This is a genomic window from Staphylococcus sp. GDX7P312P (assembly GCF_008385775.1).
In the GTDB taxonomy this organism is placed as follows: Bacteria; Bacillota; Bacilli; order Staphylococcales; family Staphylococcaceae; genus Staphylococcus; species Staphylococcus haemolyticus.
In genome coordinates, this window is sequence record NZ_VUKI01000048.1 from 1 (window position 1) to 16,067 (window position 16,067).

The window sequence follows — 16,067 nt, forward strand, 5'->3', positions numbered from 1 at the left end:
AAGCTAAGCAAGCTGGGGTTACAATGAAATAAATATTGGAAAATATTATTTCTGACCCACTCCCCGACCGATTATTCATATTAATCTAAATAATTTTCAGCATGCTCAAGACCGAAATGTTCATCTTTAGCTTTTTCTTTTTCGTATTCTTCTTGAGAGATTTGTGTAATACTCTCAACTGCATAACTTACTTTTTTCGCGAATTGTTCAACTTCTTCTTCATTTTTAGCCAATACAAAAACTGTTAAGATATTATCATCAACAATATCTTTATAATGTTGATAACGTAATTTATAAATATTCATGTGACAATCCCCCTATAAATTAAAAACCTCATGCCGTTTCATTTTTCATGAAAGGTTTAATTAGTAAAATATGCCCTATTTTTATTACTTCCAAACTTCTATATTGCTTACGATTTTAAAAATTCTTAATCAAACCAAGTATTTCAACATGTTCTTATTTATATGCATTAAATCTATAGCTTATTACACTAAATATGAAACCTAGTATAAGTAATATCATTCCGAAGGTTAACGCCAACTGATAATTATTTGAGTCTCCGATGAGTACTCCCGCAATCATTGGCGCTATCATTTGTCCGACACTATAAATGACTGTTAATAACGATACAAGATTTAACTTTTGATTTGTATGATACATAAGTTCTTGGCTTTTCGACATAAATAATGTTGTTAAACCTAAGAAGGTTGCACCAAATAGCATCGAAGCGATTATTAATCCTAGCATATGATGTGAAAAGATAGGCAAGCCTACACTAATAATTTGTAATATTAATGCACTATATATCGCCTTTTTGTACCCAAAATTTTCAGCAAATAATGACCAAATTAACGTGGCCGGCATAGCGCCTAGTCCTACAAACATCCAACTTAATGCAGCGTAATCTGCGTATGCAGGTATAGTCTTAATAAGTGCGACTAAAAATGTTCCTGTAACAATATATCCTGCTCCCTCAAAAAAATAGGCAATCGAGAATGGAATAATAAATGCACGATTTAATGCCTTTCCTTGATCCTGATTTGATGACGTTGTATGTATAGAGATTGAAGGGTTGTCTTTCATGCTGTTTAGTATAATGATACCTGCCATTAAAGCCACAACACCTAATATAATCCATGTTGCTTTCCAAGTCTGAGCTTGTGTATAAAGAAAGATAAAAATACTACTAGAAAATATTCCTATTCCTACTGCACTATATAAAATTCCCGAAATACTTTGTTTATTAGCCATTCTTAACGCTTCTAACGCCACGTTAGATGCTAAAACAAAGATCGTACCACTCGTTATCCCGGCAATTATTCGCAGTACTGACCAGATAAGAAAATGCTCTGAAAATCCCATAAAAATAACAGAAATTACATTAATCATGACATACAACTTTAAATCAAAGACTTTAGATTTTATCGTAATAAACATAGGTATGATAGCACCGATTAGATAACCTAAATAATTGAATGTCGCTAACAGACCTGCATTCTGGTTATTCATCGAGGTATCTTGTTGCATAAATGGCAAAATCGGCGTATATGCAAAACGGCTAATTGACATTGCAATCATTAATGCCAGCATGCTTAATACCAATTGTTTATAAGCTTGTTTAGGTATCATAAAAAACCTCCCGTCCAGTATGTACCATTAAGTATATACCTTATCAGGAGGTTTGACTCTAATTATTCAATTGTTTGAGTTGTAACTGAACGCCTTTAAAGCGACTCAAGACGTACGCATCATGTGAAATAATGATTAATTGCGTTTGCTTTAATGCGATTAACATTTGAAGTATTTCTTCCTCGTTAATCACATCTAAGTTTGTCGTTGCTTCATCTAATATCAATATCTCTGGCTCTAGAATTAGTGCCTTCGCTATCCATACACGTTGAAACTGCCCACCACTTAGCGTTGAAATGCTTTGATTAAGTATGCTTTGTGGTAACTTGCATTGTCTAAGTACCGCTTCTATTCTTGATGTGTAACTCTGCTTATCAAATTTGTAATTCTTAAGTGGTTCTAATAACGTAGATAATACGGTTTTACGCTGATTTAATGTGTCACGTTGATACTGAGGAACATATTGGATGTGTTTCATCCATTCTTTTGCCGTATATGACTTACGTAATTGGCTATTAAAGTATAAGTCACCTTGATAATTCATATCTAATCCGGCAATAATCTTGGCTAACGTAGACTTACCACAGCCACTTTCACCACTTATAAGTAAATGTTGGTCATTAATTGCACATGATATATCTTTGAAGATAAGTTTCCCATCAATGTATTTAGTTAATCTTTCAATTTTAAGCATAGGCCTGTCTCCGATGTGCGATAGCAATTAAATTTTTCGTATAGCTATGTGTGGGGTTAGCTAAAATGGATGATGCCTCACCACTCTCAATCAATTGACCTTGCTGCATAATACTAATATGAGTGGCATAATCCTTAACTAAGTTAATATCATGTGTAATAAAGACAATTGTCATTTGATAATGTTCCTGTGCCTTAATTAAATAGTGCATAAACTTTTTAACATTCTCTTGATCTAGCGCACTCGTCGGTTCATCTAAAAATAAGTAGTCCGGACGTCTAATTAATGACATTATAAAGGCTACACGTTGTGCCATACCTCCACTAAGTTCAAAGGGATATCGTTTAAGTAATTGTTCACCTTGATTTAAACCGAGTAATTGCATTTTATCTAAGATGTCTTCCTTGATATCTTGTTTAGATAGTTGTGAATGGTTAGCTTCATAAATATATTGGAAATGTTTAGCCAAGGTCACGTTTTGAAACATATTACTTTGAACATCTTGAAAAACGGCATCCGTCTTATTTAAATCAATCTTGATATCTCCTTGATAGCTTAGTTGTGATGGCTTCATTCCAAGAATAGTTCTCGACAATAATGACTTACCACTACCACTCTCACCTATAATGCAATGAAATGCACCTTTAGTTATTGTCAAATTAACATCGTTTAACAATGACCGATTATGATCTAAGATGGATAATTGATTGACTTTAACTACAGGCTTCATTGTGTTATTTTTTTGTTGATAATTTGACATAATAAGGCGAAACCTCCTAACAATACACCAGGGAAGAAGAAGAGCCAAGGTGCACCATTGAAATAACTTTTCCCATCAAAGAGAATGGTTCCTAACTCGGGCGTCGGTGGTTTAATACCTAGGCCTAAAAAGGCAAGTCCAGATATACTTAGCATCATTTTGCCAAAGTCAGCCGTGACCAAAGCAAATATATTACTTAATAAATGCGGAATCACGTGCGTCACTGTCGTTTTAAACGTTGAGTTACCACTTAGTCTTGCATAACTGACAAAGGGACGTTTTTGAATATCTCGTGTTAAATTTCTGAAATAACGTAAATAACGGCCTATCCATCCAATCGTTAAAGCAAGTATCAAACCTAGCATTGAATTACTTACTAAGCTTAAGATGACTAATGCAATAATAAACGAAGGAATTGCCAATAGCATATCAGCAATAAACATGATGATTTGGTCTAGCCATTTTCTTTCTATACCTGCAATTAACCCAAAGACCAGTCCAATGCAAACACTTAACAGAATTACCACGCTAGTTAAGCTTAATGTGACTAGGCTACCTACAATCAGTCTGACTAAGAAATCTCTGCCTAATTGATCCGTGCCTAACCAATGTTGGCTATTAGGTGATTGAAGTGGGTCCAAGTTTTGTGTGTCTTGCATAAAGCAATATACAATTAGCACAAACATCACACTTAATATTGTACTTATGGCGATGTAAGTTTGATATTTTTTCATCACGACACACCTCTTTTCTCATGGGCTTGGCGTTTGGTATGTCGTCGTCGAAGTCTAGGTTCATTGTTTAAAATGATAATGTCGCCTAAATAATTAATGAACATAATTAAGACGATGATAAAGACCACAATGCCTTGAATAAGTGGATAATCTCGTTGATTGATAGCATTAATTAATAATTTCCCTATACCAGACATGCTGAAGATTACTTCAAGTATGACTACTTTTCCTATTAAATGAATCACACTGTTAATTGAAATGGTCATGAGTGGTGCAAATATCTCTTTAATCTGGACAATGATACGCGCCTTTAATGAATAATGTCTTAACTGAGCAAGTTGATACGCATCGTTATCTAATGTTTGCGCAATAAGGTGCGATGTCATCAATAAGATATGACATCCTTCTATAACAACAATGGTGAAGATGGGTAGCACGAAATGTTGCCAGGAATCGCTACCTACAAAAGGTAGCAACTGCCAACGTACTCCTAAATAATATATAAACAAAATGGCTAACCAATATTCCGGCATAGAAGTCATCACTTGAGCGAATCCACGAATACCATTCGCGTATCGAGTATGTGGGCGCGTTCCAATAAAATAACCAACCATATAACCAAATGGCAACATGATGCAACTTGAAACAACGATTAATATTAATGTTGGAATGACAGCCTCCATAATCATAGTTGTTACTGGCTCGTTTGTACTAAAACTGTATCCCAAGTTACCAGTAAGTGCATGTCCAACCCAATCGATATATCTTAATAAAAAATGCTGACCCAAACCAAGTTTATGTTGTGCTGCTTCAATATTTTCCTGGGTAATCGACGTATAACCATGACGTTGTAAGTATAGTATCGCTGGATTACCTGATGTCTTCTCGACTAAAACGAATATAATAAACGAACTCACGATTAAGTAAAGTATTAATTTAATTGTTCGTTTAAGCATTGTTACTCATTAACTTTCAACGCTTTATAATCAATAGGAGCATCAGTAAGTCCAGAGAATTTGAATTGCTTCACTTTATCACTAACGACAAAGGTTTCATTTGGATAAGCAATAGGCACACCATAATATTGTTGATTAAAGTGTTTAAATATTTCATCAAATGAACGCTGTTGTTCTTTTTTAGATACAGTTGTTGGGAAATCATCTAGCTGCTGAGTCAATGTTTTATCATTAGCTAATACACCTGACTTACCATCATTATTTTTAAATACTGAACTCATGAAGTTATAAGGCATTAAGGCATCTGAATACGTTCTATAGAAGATGAGATCATAATCTTTTTTCGTCCATAACGTATCATAGTAGGATTGTGAATCTAACGTTTTAACATTTAACTTAATGCCAGCTTTTTTAAGTTGACGTTGCACTTTTTCCGCTTTATCTTTCCAACTTGGGAATTCTGCAGTTTGAATAACCAAATTAAACGTTAATGGTTTACCTGCTTTTTCAAAAATGCCGTCACTGTTCTTGTGATAACCTTCTTCTTTAAGTAACTTCTCAGCCTCTTTTACATCATAGTCATGTGCCTGTTGATTATCTTTGTTTACAAATTCTACGTTCTTCTGGAATAAACCATTTACAGATTTACCCGCAATATCTTTTGTATCGATGCTCTTACTAATGGCTTCACGGATTGTACGTTGTTTTAATACATCATTATCCGGATTAAATGCCATGAAATGACTTACTGTACTTGGTTTATCTTCAACAGTTAAGTTTTTATTTTTCTTGTCTTGCTTAATTTGCTGATCTGACAGCATTCCTAAAGCGCCACCAGAAATATCAACAGAACCACTTTGTACTGCTGAGTTTCTTGAATCTCCATCTTCAATCGTTTGGAACGCAAGATTGTAGTTTACGGGATGGCTATGGTTGAAATATTTATTTGTCTTCATTGTCGTTTTTTCTTTGCCAGTTTTATCAACGACAAAGGCACCTGTTCCAATCGCTTTTTCAAATTTGCCATTTACTTTACCATTTTCAACGGAATGTGGACTCATAATACGTAACGGTCTCACCTGTGTTAATTCATTCAACACTTGATTTGATGGTGACTTCAATCTAATTTGGACAACATGATCATTTTTAACAACAACCTTATCCAATTTTTTAACGTTTCTACAGTCGTATCTTTGTTCATCGCTTTCGCACGCTCAATTGAGAATTTCACTGCTTTAGCATCTAAAGCTGAGCCATCTGAGAATTTAACGTTCTTTTTTAAATGGAATTCATAAACTTTTCCTGAGTCATCAACATGCCATTTTTCTGCTAAGCCAGCTTTCACACCTTTGTCTTTATCGTATTTAACTAATGCATCATATACTGCACTATAAACTGGCATTGCGGCGTCATAACCTTGTGCGTCAAGTTTATCTGCTTTCGCTTCAGTAGGTAGCGATACTGTGATATTTTTATCTTCTTTTTGGTCATTCCCACAACCTGCTAATAAGAGCGTTGCGCTTGCTGCCATTGTAATTAATACACGTTTTTTCATTTCCCGATACCTTCTTTCACGCTTGCTTTAATTAAAAATGATTCCTCATAAAGTGTTTGTAGATAATCATTTGGTGATAGATAGAAATCACTATAATGTGTCAAATCAATCACGTCAGGCACAGGTTCTTTCATTACTGCAACTTCAAACCCTGCATCAACAAAGCTATCAACGATATGTTTTAAAGAATGGTTCTGAGAAGGTGTTGCGCCGTATTGATTAATCGTGTCATCCATAAATTGACGACTGGGATTATTGGTTAAATCGGCGAATGAAGCATAGTAAACGCCTCCCGGTTTCAACACTTCTTTTAAATCTTGTGCATGTTGTGGAATGTCTTCGATTAAGTACAGGACAGATGTACTTACAACAGTATCAAATGTTCTATTTGTCTCTTGTGGTTTATCGGTTAAATAATATGTAAGTGGACGTTCGCCTTTTAAAGTTTCTGCCTTTTCTAAAGATAAACGTGCTAAATCTATGCCGACACCTTCTTTAAATGGCGTTGTGTCATATAATTTTCTTAAAAATCCGCCTTGATTACATCCCACATCTAAGATTGTCTTCCCTTTGATATCCGATGTATCAAGCATTTCTATAGTTCTCTCCCAAGCTTCTTGATGGTCACGCGCCATATCATCATCTGATTCTTGGCCTTTTTGCCACCAAACATCATAACTCTTAGTCATCTAATTCTCCTCGCTCGTTTTAAATCGTAATAATTACGTTTTAAATAGTACTACACTATGTACAATTACACAATAAGAATTTTAAAAGTTATGATTGAATGCAAAAAAATAAGCTATTGGGGAAGTTGACTAAAATTAAAAAGATGCTTGTTACAAGTGCATTTTAATTCAGTCAACGACTGCCAATATATATTTTTAGCCTGAGACATTGATTTATGTCCCAGGCTTACATGTTATTATTTAATATTTATTGTGTTTGAGTTTGTCTACGAGAACGAATTAAATAAACGATAAGTCCTATTACAAATCCTATGATTGCCGGAACAATCCAACCCATTCCAATTGTGAAGAACGGTAAATAACGTTCTGCAAAGCTTATTAATGCTTGTGCAAATGATGTCTTTGCAAAGAATTCTGGGCTTGCGTTTACACCATCAAAGAACGCTGCAAACATTGTAAAGAACGTTGTAAATTTATAAACAATTGTCGAATGATTAAATAATGGACTGACAAGCGTTAATAAAATCAGTGTAATCGCTAGCGGATAGATAAACATCAATACTGGCGTTGAATACATAATAATTTTAGTTAACCCGACATTAGCGAAGATACAAGCGAGTAATGCTACACCTGTTGCTAACCAAAGGTAATTCATTTTCGGGAATAGTTCTGTAAATGTCTCTGAAAATGCAGTAATTAAACCAATTGCCGTCTTCAAACATGCGACAATAATGATTAGAGATAAAATGATAATCCCATAATCTCCAAGATAGTGCTGCGCAATTTGAGCCAGTGCGATACCACCATTTTCACTCACTTTAAAATGACCTAAACTCATCGTACCCATTAAAGCGAGTAACGTATAAATAATGCCCATTCCTACGATACTTATAAAACCTGACTTGAAAGTTTCTTTAGCGATCCCATTTGGATTAGTAATACCTAATTTCTTAATTGTTGTCACAATGATAATACCGAAAGCGAGTGATGCAAGTGCATCTAGCGTATTATAACCGTCTATAAACCCTTTCAATAAGACACTATCACTATAATTTGCACTTACTGGCGCATGACTAATACCGCCCATTGGTTTAATAAATGCTAAGACAACTACGATACCTAGTAATACTAAAAATACTGGATTTAAGAATTTACCTATGTAATCTAAAATTTTAGATGGCTTTCTTGAGAAAAACCATGCTATAAGAAAGAATAAAATACTAAATATCGGTAATACAACTTTTCCAGTACTTGCCGAAATAAATGGTGAAAATGCAATTTCATACGATGTTGTTGCAAGCCTTGGTAAAGCAAAGAATGGTCCAATGACCAAATATAAGGCAATCGTAAATGCGTACGCATAGCCTTTACTCACTCGAGATGAAATATCGAAGACGCCATTTGTTTTGGAGATACCAATCGCTACTATACCTAGAAAAGGTAGTCCAATGGCTGTAATTAGGAAACCTAAATTCGCAAGCCAAACATTTGAACCTGCTGTTTGTCCAAGATGAATAGGAAAGATTAAATTTCCTGCACCAAAAAATAAGCCAAACAACATCGAACCAATAAATATATTTTCTTTGATTGAAAGTTTTTGTTTCATCATGTGTCATATCTCTCCTATTATATGTTTACTAGCTATTATACATAAATTTAGTGTCGATTTGTTCAAAATATTCAATAAATTTAAATCATCAACCATTTTAGTTGTTCTTTCATAAAAAAGACACCTCGCCACAGAGCGTTAACTTACTTTAACGCAATGTGCAAGGTGTTAAAGCCATCTTAAGTGTTACTTTAAAAAAATTATTGCTTTACTATGTCGTGAGTTTAAGCTTTTCGAATTTGCCAATGATATGGATCTTCTAATTGATTCCAGTCGCTATCAATTTCATCACCATTGACTAAGCACTGGTCTAATTCTTTCACAATTTTTTCTTGATCTAATTCAGTACCTATAATCACAAATTGTGTATTTCTGTCACCATATTCTATGTCCCAACTTTGCGCAACATCAGGTCGCTGATTTAAAATTAGTTCTCGTTGTTCTTTGGACATCGCAGCCACCCAATAGGTTACCGGACTAATATTACAAGATGAACCTGCTTGTGATAGTAGACATGCAACTTGATTATATTGTGCCAACCAGACGATACCTTTTGCACGAACAATATTATTAGGCATTTGTTCTAACCAATCGTTGAAACGTTTCGCGTGAAACGGTAATCGTCTTGAATAAACGAAAGAACCAATCCCATACTCTTCTGTTTCAGGTGTATGTTCCGCGTGACCACCTTCAGTTAATTCTTTTATCCATCCTGCAGAGTTACTCGCTTGTTCAAAGTCAAAGCGACCTGTATCTAATACTTCGTTAATATCAACTTCGGCATTTGTTGTTTTAATTAGATGTGCATCTGGTTGTAACTTTCTTAAGATATTTTCTAATTTTGTTAATTCTGCTTCGGTTACTAAATCTGTCTTATTTAGCACTAAAACATCACAGAATTCCACTTGATCAATAAGTAGATCCGCAATTGAGCGCTCATCTGTTTGATCTGCACCTTGATCACGATCCACAAGTAAATCCTCGGAATTAATGTCATTAATAAATCGATTAGCATCCACAACAGTTACCATCGTATCGAGTTTACAGATTGACGTTAAATCGATACCTAATGCTTCGTCAATATAAGAGAATGTTTGAGCAACAGGTACCGGTTCAGATATACCTGTAGATTCAATCACGATATAATCAATATTTCCCTTTTCTACTAAGCGCTCAACTTCTTGTAATAAATCGTCCCTTAACGTACAGCAAATACAACCATTTGACAGTTCTACTAGTTTTTCATCCGTTCTTGATAGTCCACCCCCATCTGCAACTAAGTCTTTATCAATATTGACCTCGCTCATATCATTAACAATAACCGCAATTCGACGACCTTCCCGATTATTTAAAATGTGGTTAAGTAATGTTGTTTTACCTGATCCAAGGTAACCACTCAATACCGTTACAGGTATCTTGCCCATAAAATCATACCTTTCTTTTTATAAATCGTAATAATTACGTTTTATATTTTACATTTAATTATTTAATTGTCAATCGAGCCACGTTTCATTAAATACAGCAATATCAATAATTAACGCCCACTTTAGACCTTACTTTCGGAAACAAATTTATACTATTATCACATTTTTATTGACTATCTCGACTTGACACACACTGTTTTCGGTGTTTATTATAAAATAAATTAGGTTAACCTAAACTTTTATTTAGGAGGTAATTGATTGATAGACATTAGCAACATGAATTTGCATTTAAATCATAAACATGTGCTTAAAGATATTACTTTAAAGATTCCAATTTCTGGAGAAATTATTGGCATTATGGGGCCTAACGGTGCTGGTAAATCCTCTTTATTAAAAAGTTTAATTGGATCGTTTAACGCGAGTGGCGAGATGAATTTATATGGCAAATCCATACATAAACAATTGCAATATATTACATATATTCCTCAAAAAGCACAATTAGATTTGGACTTTCCAATTAATGTTGAAAAAGTCATCTTGTCTGGTTGTTACCAAACCATCGGCTGGTTCAGACGCGTCGATCACGCGTCAAAAATGAAGTTTCATAAATTATTAAGAGACTTAGACTTGGAATCATTACAATACAAACAAATTTCTGAGCTTAGTGGTGGGCAGCTGCAACGTGTACTTGTGGCACGAGCTTTGATGTCTGATAGTACCGTCTATCTATTGGACGAACCATTTGTGGGCATTGACTTTAATAGTGAACAACTCATTATGGAAAAGCTTCAATATTTAAAAAACCAGGGCAAACTTATTCTCATTGTGCATCATGATTTGTCGAAAGCTGAACAATATTTTGATCGAATTCTTTTACTTAATCGTACAGTTAGATTTTTCGGTCCTAGTCATCAAGCGATGCAGCCACAATATTTAAACCGGACATTTCTATTTAATGTGACTTCTACTCTTAAAGAAGGGAGTGACATATCTAATGACTGATTTCATTCAACATTTATTCGATTATCAATTTTTAAATCGAGCTTTAATTACATCTATTGTCGTAGGTATTGTGTGTGGAACTGTAGGAAGTTTGATTATCCTCCGTGGATTGTCGTTGATGGGAGATGCGATGAGTCATGCTGTTTTACCTGGTGTGGCGTTGTCATTCTTATTCAATATTCCAATGTTCATCGGCGCATTAGTCACTGGCATGATCGCAAGTTTATTAATTGGCTACATTTCAAATAATAGTAAAACGAAACCTGATGCAGCTATTGGTATTAGTTTCACTGCGTTTCTCGCAACGGGTGTCATCATTATTAGTCTTATTAATAGTACGACGGATTTGCATCATATTTTATTCGGAAATTTACTCGCTATTACCCGACAAACATTTTGGACAACCATCATTATTGGCGTCATTGTGATACTACTCATTGTCATACTTTATCGTCCATTAATGATTTCAACTTTTGATGCGACATTCAGTCGTGTGAGCGGATTGAATACAACAATGATTCATTATTTTGTAATGCTGTTACTCGCCTTAGTAACCGTCGCGAGTATTCAAACTGTCGGCATTATCTTAGTCGTTGCATTACTTGTTACACCGGCGTCGACTGCCTTTTTAATCACAAAGAATCTATATTCAATGATGATCGTAGCAAGTTTAATAGGCATAGTAAGTTCTATCATAGGATTATACTTTAGCTTTATTTACAATCTACCGAGTGGTGCAACGATTGTTATTGCAACATTTAGTATTTATATCTTGACTCTTCTCTTTTCAAAAATAAAAACAAAGTATAGAGGTGTACAAACAACATGAAAAAATTTATTCCATTACTTATCGCATTAATCTTAGTACTCGCAGCTTGTGGTTCAAATTCAAGTGATCAACACTCTAAAGGTCATGACAAATTAAAGGTCGTAACAACTAATTCTATTATTTATGACATGGTTAAACAGGTTGGTGGAGACAAGGTTGACGTTCACAGCATTGTGCCTGTCGGACAAGACCCGCATGAATATGAAGTTAAACCGAAAGATATTAAACAACTTACTGACGCAGATGTTATCTTCTACAATGGTTTCAATTTAGAATCTGGTAACGGTTGGTTTGAGAAGGCTTTAGAACAAGCGGGTAAATCTACTGATGACAAGTCAGTCTTCGCGGTGTCTAAAGATGTTAAACCAATTTATTTAAACGGAGAAACTGGTAATAAAGATAAGATTGATCCACATGCGTGGTTAAGTCTGGATAATGGTATTCAATATGTTAAGAATATTCAAGAGCAACTCGTAAAAGCAGATTCATCACATAAAGCTGATTATCACAAACAAGGTGATGCTTATCTTGCTCAACTTGAAAAGTTAAATAAAGACAGTAAAGATAAATTCAATGATATTCCGAAACAAGAACGTGCCATGATTACAAGTGAGGGTGCTTTCAAATACTTCTCAAAAGCCTTCGATATTAAACCAGGGTATATTTGGGAGATTAATACTGAAAAACAAGGTACACCATCACAAATGAAACAAGCTATCAAGTTTGTCAAAGACAATCACATCAAACATTTATTAGTTGAAACAAGTGTTGATAAAAAATCTATGAATAGCCTATCTGAGGAAACAGGTAAAAGTATTTACGGAGAAGTATTTACAGATTCAATTGGAGAAAAAGGATCGAAAGGAGATTCATATTATAAAATGATGAAGCATAATATTAAAACAATCCATGGCAGCATGGAATAGAATGTAGTCATTCATGTAGTAAGTCCATGGAAATCATCCTCCTATTAAAATAGCCAGTAAATGAGTTTTAACAACTTCATTTACTGGCTTCTTTAGTTTCATTACTTAATTATCTCAATAAAGTCTTTATTTGCTGTTAAGAATAAACCTTCTTGTGTTACTAAGCGTGGTGTTGAGTTAGTCGTATAAATAATGTCTCTAATAGGTAATACATCACCTTTTTTAAGTTTACGTACTGTATTGTCTTTAAAATCACGTGAATCATAGAGTTTACACGCTTTTATAACTTTAACTTTCTTAGGCACCTCAGTAATATACTTGTTTAATCCTGATGTGTTGATTAAGGTTATAAAATCTTTATTCGCTGTGATTATACTACCATCCTTTAATATCAGACGAGGTGTGCCTTTCGATGTATATTGAATATCTGACGCTTCAACTCTAGTACCCGCTTCTAGACTACCTACTTCTTCTTTAAATGATACATCTTTGTATATTTTAATTTTTTTCAGTGTCATCATCGGATTCGTTATTCTCGTGAAATATTCACTTTTACGGTTTGTTACTTGCTGTGTTTTATTCTCATTCTTTTTATGCACAAATTCAACTTTGAAATTTTGGCGTTTCATTTTAAATACATCGTTGAAACTTGGATATGAAGCATACACCAATGAGCGTCCTGACTCACCATAATTCACATTAAAATTAATATTGATATCTTTATTTAACTTTTCAAATTCCTCATGTGGAACATAAATTCTATCGTCACTATATTTATACGTCACTTCATATTCATTCGCTGCATTGTTGATTTCAATGAGACTCACTGATTGAATGCTTATATCGTCTGGTTTCATGACACGAATGACTTCGTATTTGTTTTCTCCCATCATTTGCGTACCTTCGTAAACTGGGTAGCAATCAACAACAGTAGGTTTAATCATGTCATATTGATGAACGAAATCTCTAAAGACAATACCATCTTGAATAATATAGCGCCATTGGTCATTAACGACATCCTTTGTAAAATTAACAAATACTGATTCATCTGCATGATGATATAACGTGTAGATTTGCTTGAATACTGGATTCGTAATCAATGTATTGATATCAATGCCTTGTTCTTTTATTTTTTGTTCAACTTTTTCAATTACTGCATAAAATTTCTCTTTATCTGCAGATTTAATAAATGTCTTCGTACGAAGGAACCTCGAAATAAAGTCTACTTCAACTATTCTAGCTAAAGCCATATGCTTTAATTCTGAAGACATATCCATATGACAGGTTCTATCCAGAACTTCTAAATTTGAGTTTGCTTTTTCTAACATAGATGTTTGCTGAACTAGCGATTTGTTTTCATCGTAACGATTTACGTGATACATAGGTATTGTGGACATTGTGATATCGTCCACTTTTCCAAATAGTTGAAAGAAAAACAACTTATCCTCGCCATATTTCATATGTTCAAATTCAATATGATTATCCATGACTAGACTTCGTTTAAATACCTTTCCTGGCGGTCCTACTGCTCTAAAAATCTTACTAATATCTTGTGGTTTTAAATGTGATGCTTCTTTATAAGAAGTAAACTTAGCATGATACTTCACATTTTTAGACTTATGTTTATAACTTTGTCCAAAACCAAGGTCGGCATCATCTGCATTCACTTTCTCAATTACTTGAGGGAACCCTTCCTTATCTAACCAATCATCCGCATCAAGTAACGTAATATATTTACCTTGTGCCTCTCTCATTCCAATGTTTCTTGGTTCAGAAGGACTACCTGTATTTTCAGGTAATTGAATTAATTTTATAAAGTCATAGTCCTTTTCATAATGCTTGATAATGTTTACCGACTCATCAGTTGAACAATCATCTACAAATATCGCTTCAATATTATTCTTGTCCATCTTTAAATCAATTAAAGACTCTATGCACTTTTCTAAAAACTGCTCCTTATTGTAAACAGATACAATAATTGAAACTAATTTAGCCATGCTTCTCCCACCTTTTAATCCACTAAATTTTGTTTATAACTTTGATAATACGTTTCATACTTCATTTTCCCTATACCGCCAACAATATACTTACCAAATTTACTTAAATTCATTACATAAGCGATACATATTGAGAATGTCACAGTTAATGTAAACGTAAATAGGATGTTTAACAACGGATGATCGTGTAGCGCTCCTAATCTATGCACAAAGAAGTAATGAATTAAATAAATTGAAAATGAATAATTACTAATGAAAATAATAAATCTTGGAACGTATTTGAAATAAGATGCAATTAAAAAGAATAATAAAATAACCAGTGTCACATAAATAGGTGTATCAAAACGTTTAGAGTCGACTAAAGTTAAAATTCCAAATAAATAATTGCAAACCACAAAAATGGTAACAATTATCGTTCCGCTCACAATATGGATTGTGTATTTTTGAATATGGTTCATTAGTTTCTCATAATGATAACCCATATAGAAACCTAATAGGAAGTAACTCAACCATCCAATAAATATCATCCAGCCTTCTCTTTGCCACAACCAATTAAAATAAATTGATTCTGGTGCGGGTATGAAGTTTCTCATAGCCCAGAATAAAGTGGTAATTATTAATGAGTAGATAACTAATTTGATTGGATTAAGTTTGACCAAATGTTTAGCAAATATTATATGTAGTAAATAGAACTGAAAAATAATTACAATAAAATAAGTTAATGTCCCACCATGGAACATCATAAATACAACAGAATCCATATAATCCTCAAAATTCTTAGGATGTCCATACACATACGCAAGTCCTAAATTAATAATGATATATGGAATGCCTAACGTTAGTAGCTTTTGCTTAAAGAATCCATCTTTCACTTTCGTTTTATACTGCTTAGCTAACAAGAACTCTGAAATAAAAACAAACATTGGTGTCGCGTATAGCAATAACAATTGAAAAATTCTTAACAAGTAGCCTTCATTCGGCATGTCGAATTTATAAAAAGTCGTTGTTATTGTATGTATCATTACAACACTTAAACACGCGATTGTCCTCATCCAGAATATAATCGATGTATAAACTCTCATTTGTATCTCCCTTTTACATACTAAACTAAGATTGCTTTATGTTTGAATTTTTAAAAAAATCGCAATCAACTCTCATTGTACAATAGTCATTTATATAACTCCAAAAGAATACAAATGAATTATTTTGATATTTACAAATAAGTCGTTAAAGGGAGTTGGACAGAAATAATATTTTCTC

General features: G+C 33.8%; 14 protein-coding genes and 1 pseudogene. 3 read left to right on the top strand and 12 right to left on the bottom strand.

Annotated elements, in window-relative coordinates:
• Positions 1-80: 80 nt before the first annotated feature.
• The 10 genes and pseudogenes from F1592_RS11655 to F1592_RS11700 all read right to left on the bottom strand — a co-directional run bounded on the left by F1592_RS11655 (position 81) and on the right by F1592_RS11700 (position 10,053).
• Positions 81-305, bottom strand: a complete 225-nt coding sequence (locus F1592_RS11655; protein WP_011274482.1) for a hypothetical protein — start codon at positions 303-305, stop codon at positions 81-83.
• A 154-nt stretch (positions 306-459) separates the two neighbouring features.
• Complete coding sequence (locus F1592_RS11660) at positions 460-1,632, bottom strand: YbfB/YjiJ family MFS transporter (protein ID WP_053016978.1); 1,173 nt, start codon at positions 1,630-1,632, stop codon at positions 460-462.
• 58 nt (positions 1,633-1,690) lie between these two features.
• Positions 1,691-2,326, bottom strand: coding sequence for an ABC transporter ATP-binding protein (locus F1592_RS11665; protein ID WP_053016977.1), 636 nt, complete (start codon positions 2,324-2,326; stop codon positions 1,691-1,693).
• Positions 2,319-3,086 (bottom strand): ATP-binding cassette domain-containing protein, encoded by a 768-nt coding sequence (locus tag F1592_RS11670; RefSeq protein ID WP_053016976.1) that lies wholly within the window; start codon positions 3,084-3,086, stop codon positions 2,319-2,321. Before F1592_RS11670 ends, F1592_RS11665 begins: the two co-directional genes overlap by 8 nt.
• Positions 3,053-3,820, bottom strand: coding sequence for an ABC transporter permease (locus F1592_RS11675; protein ID WP_053016975.1), 768 nt, complete (start codon positions 3,818-3,820; stop codon positions 3,053-3,055). Before F1592_RS11675 ends, F1592_RS11670 begins: the two co-directional genes overlap by 34 nt.
• Positions 3,820-4,776, bottom strand: coding sequence for an ABC transporter permease (locus F1592_RS11680; protein WP_016930503.1), 957 nt, complete (start codon positions 4,774-4,776; stop codon positions 3,820-3,822). Before F1592_RS11680 ends, F1592_RS11675 begins: the two co-directional genes overlap by 1 nt.
• A gap of 2 nt (positions 4,777-4,778) precedes the next feature.
• Positions 4,779-6,331: pseudogene (locus F1592_RS11685) on the bottom strand (ABC transporter substrate-binding protein).
• Complete coding sequence (locus F1592_RS11690; RefSeq protein WP_053016973.1) at positions 6,328-7,020, bottom strand: class I SAM-dependent methyltransferase; 693 nt, start codon at positions 7,018-7,020, stop codon at positions 6,328-6,330. The pseudogene F1592_RS11685 and the gene F1592_RS11690 overlap by 4 nt, the downstream one beginning before the upstream one ends.
• Before the next feature lie 247 nt (positions 7,021-7,267).
• Positions 7,268-8,629 (bottom strand): branched-chain amino acid transport system II carrier protein, encoded by a 1,362-nt coding sequence (gene brnQ / locus F1592_RS11695; RefSeq protein WP_053016972.1) that lies wholly within the window; start codon positions 8,627-8,629, stop codon positions 7,268-7,270.
• 224 nt (positions 8,630-8,853) lie between these two features.
• A complete protein-coding gene (locus F1592_RS11700) occupies positions 8,854-10,053 on the bottom strand; it encodes a GTP-binding protein (RefSeq protein WP_053016971.1) in 1,200 nt (399 codons plus the stop codon).
• Between the two features lie 258 nt (positions 10,054-10,311).
• Between F1592_RS11700 and F1592_RS11705 the strand changes: the two genes are divergently transcribed.
• The 3 genes from F1592_RS11705 to mntC are packed head-to-tail and all read left to right on the top strand — an operon-like array spanning position 10,312 to position 12,810.
• Complete coding sequence (locus tag F1592_RS11705) at positions 10,312-11,055, top strand: metal ABC transporter ATP-binding protein (RefSeq protein ID WP_053016970.1); 744 nt, start codon at positions 10,312-10,314, stop codon at positions 11,053-11,055.
• On the top strand, positions 11,048-11,884 hold the full coding sequence (locus F1592_RS11710; protein ID WP_053016969.1) for a metal ABC transporter permease: 837 nt from the start codon (positions 11,048-11,050) through the stop codon (positions 11,882-11,884). The genes F1592_RS11705 and F1592_RS11710 overlap by 8 nt, the downstream gene beginning before the upstream one ends.
• Positions 11,881-12,810, top strand: coding sequence for a manganese ABC transporter substrate-binding lipoprotein MntC (mntC, locus tag F1592_RS11715; protein WP_053016968.1), 930 nt, complete (start codon positions 11,881-11,883; stop codon positions 12,808-12,810). Before F1592_RS11710 ends, mntC begins: the two co-directional genes overlap by 4 nt.
• A 101-nt stretch (positions 12,811-12,911) precedes the next feature.
• Here mntC and F1592_RS11720 read toward each other — a convergent pair whose 3' ends face one another.
• Positions 12,912-14,807 carry a DUF5776 domain-containing protein gene (locus F1592_RS11720; protein ID WP_053016967.1) on the bottom strand — a complete coding sequence of 632 codons (1,896 nt, stop codon included), beginning with the start codon at positions 14,805-14,807 and terminating at the stop codon, positions 12,912-12,914.
• 14 nt (positions 14,808-14,821) lie between these two features.
• Positions 14,822-15,889, bottom strand: coding sequence for an acyltransferase family protein (locus F1592_RS11725; protein WP_053016966.1), 1,068 nt, complete (start codon positions 15,887-15,889; stop codon positions 14,822-14,824).
• Between the last annotated feature and the right edge of the window lie 178 nt (positions 15,890-16,067).

What these genes read in the sequence shown, in the direction of transcription:
- F1592_RS11655 (WP_011274482.1), bottom strand. Translation starts at nt 305, where the DNA reads ATGAATATTTATAAATTACGTTATCAACATTATAAAGATATTGTTGAT.
- F1592_RS11660 (WP_053016978.1), bottom strand. Translation starts at nt 1,632, where the DNA reads ATGATACCTAAACAAGCTTATAAACAATTGGTATTAAGCATGCTGGCA.
- F1592_RS11665 (WP_053016977.1), bottom strand. Translation starts at nt 2,326, where the DNA reads ATGCTTAAAATTGAAAGATTAACTAAATACATTGATGGGAAACTTATC.
- F1592_RS11670 (WP_053016976.1), bottom strand. Translation starts at nt 3,086, where the DNA reads ATGTCAAATTATCAACAAAAAAATAACACAATGAAGCCTGTAGTTAAA.
- F1592_RS11675 (WP_053016975.1), bottom strand. Translation starts at nt 3,820, where the DNA reads ATGAAAAAATATCAAACTTACATCGCCATAAGTACAATATTAAGTGTG.
- F1592_RS11680 (WP_016930503.1), bottom strand. Translation starts at nt 4,776, where the DNA reads ATGCTTAAACGAACAATTAAATTAATACTTTACTTAATCGTGAGTTCG.
- F1592_RS11690 (WP_053016973.1), bottom strand. Translation starts at nt 7,020, where the DNA reads ATGACTAAGAGTTATGATGTTTGGTGGCAAAAAGGCCAAGAATCAGAT.
- brnQ (WP_053016972.1), bottom strand. Translation starts at nt 8,629, where the DNA reads ATGATGAAACAAAAACTTTCAATCAAAGAAAATATATTTATTGGTTCG.
- F1592_RS11700 (WP_053016971.1), bottom strand. Translation starts at nt 10,053, where the DNA reads ATGGGCAAGATACCTGTAACGGTATTGAGTGGTTACCTTGGATCAGGT.
- F1592_RS11710 (WP_053016969.1), top strand. Translation starts at nt 11,048, where the DNA reads ATGACTGATTTCATTCAACATTTATTCGATTATCAATTTTTAAATCGA.
- mntC (WP_053016968.1), top strand. Translation starts at nt 11,881, where the DNA reads ATGAAAAAATTTATTCCATTACTTATCGCATTAATCTTAGTACTCGCA.
- F1592_RS11720 (WP_053016967.1), bottom strand. Translation starts at nt 14,807, where the DNA reads ATGGCTAAATTAGTTTCAATTATTGTATCTGTTTACAATAAGGAGCAG.
- F1592_RS11725 (WP_053016966.1), bottom strand. Translation starts at nt 15,889, where the DNA reads ATGAGAGTTTATACATCGATTATATTCTGGATGAGGACAATCGCGTGT.